2 protein-coding genes are annotated in these 1,241 nt (G+C 75.3%); one reads left to right on the top strand and one right to left on the bottom strand.

Annotation, left to right across the window (positions count from 1 at the left end):
* Positions 1-477, top strand: a 477-nt coding sequence (locus tag F2B26_RS16290; RefSeq protein WP_499679454.1) for a mannosyltransferase YkcB-related protein, incomplete at its 5' end; no start/stop codon positions are given.
* Positions 478-564: 87 nt separating this feature from the next.
* On the opposite strand, the gene F2B26_RS16295 is transcribed toward F2B26_RS16290, so the two are convergent.
* Positions 565-1,241: hypothetical protein (locus F2B26_RS16295; RefSeq protein WP_159811122.1), on the bottom strand; the 677-nt coding region annotated here is incomplete at its 5' end.

Genomic DNA, 1,241 nt, shown 5'->3' on the forward strand with positions numbered 1-1,241 from the left:
GCGGCACCTGGGAGCCAGGCCGGGTCGGCAGCCGGCCAGCCGGGCGCCCAGGGCCTCCCGGGCGGACGCACCGGATCCGACGGGTCCGGCCGGGAGCGGACACCCGGCGGCGGCATCGGCGGCCTGCTCGACGGTGTCACCGTGAGCTCGCAGGTCACGGCTGCGCTGCAGGCGGACGCCAGCACCTACACCTGGGTCGCGGCGACCGTCGGCTCGCAGAACGCGGCGAGCTACCAGCTGGCGGCGCAGGAGTCCGTGATGCCGATCGGCGGCTTCAACGGGACGGACCCCTCACCCACTCTCGAGCAGTTCCAGACCTGGGTGGCCGAGGGCGCGATCCATTACTTCATCGCCAGCGGCGGCACCGGGGGCTCGGACCAGGCGGTCGCGATCACGACCTGGGTGCAGGAGCACTTCACGGCCCAGACGGTCGACGGCACCACGCTCTACGACCTGTCCGGTGGAGTCACCGGCTGAGCAGGCGTGCGGGCGGCGTACGCCGGTCGACCGACCGGACGTCCGCCGCCCGCACCACGCAACCGGCCGGTGGTCGGGCCGGAGCGATCAGACCGGGAACGCGGAGTAGGCCCGGGCGATCTCGGCCACCGGGCCGGTGAGCTGCAGCAGCGCGGTCCCGTTGGTCCAGGTCGCCGTCCCGGTCCCGTCCCCGTTGTCGACGATGACGTAGGAGCCGACGGCCTGCCCGGCCGCGTCGACCGTCCCGGTCCGGGGCAGCCCGGAGGCATCGGCGGACGCCGTCGCGCCAGGAGTGGCTGCCTCGGTGGCCGTCGGCGGCGTCGCGGTGAGGGCACCGAGCACGGCGGTCGCCTCCTGCGGCGTGGCCCACTGGCCCACCTGGAGCCCGAGCGTGGTCCCGGCACCGTCGGTGAACGTCTCGGTGTACGCCTCGAGCGCACCCTTGGCGAGCCACGCGTCGTCGTTCACGGACGAGGCGAGCGCGTACTGCAGCACGCTGGCGGGCAGCGAGGCGGCGAAGGTCGAGGTGGCGGTCCGCGCCACCGGCTGGAGCGTCGGGGTGGGCGACGGCACGAGGAGCGTCGAGGTGGTGACGGTCGGCGTCCCCTTCGCGTGCAGCACACCCCACACCGCGCCACCGACGACGACCAGGAGCGCCACGACGACGACCGGCAGGACCCAGCGACGGCGACCCCGCACCGGCGTGGCGTCCTCGCCCTCGGCCACCGGCACCGAGCCCGTGGCCGGGCCGACCCCGGGCGGGC

Origin of the sequence: Cellulomonas citrea, from assembly GCF_009829685.1 — a bacterium.
Taxonomy (GTDB): domain Bacteria; phylum Actinomycetota; class Actinomycetes; order Actinomycetales; family Cellulomonadaceae; genus Cellulomonas; species Cellulomonas citrea.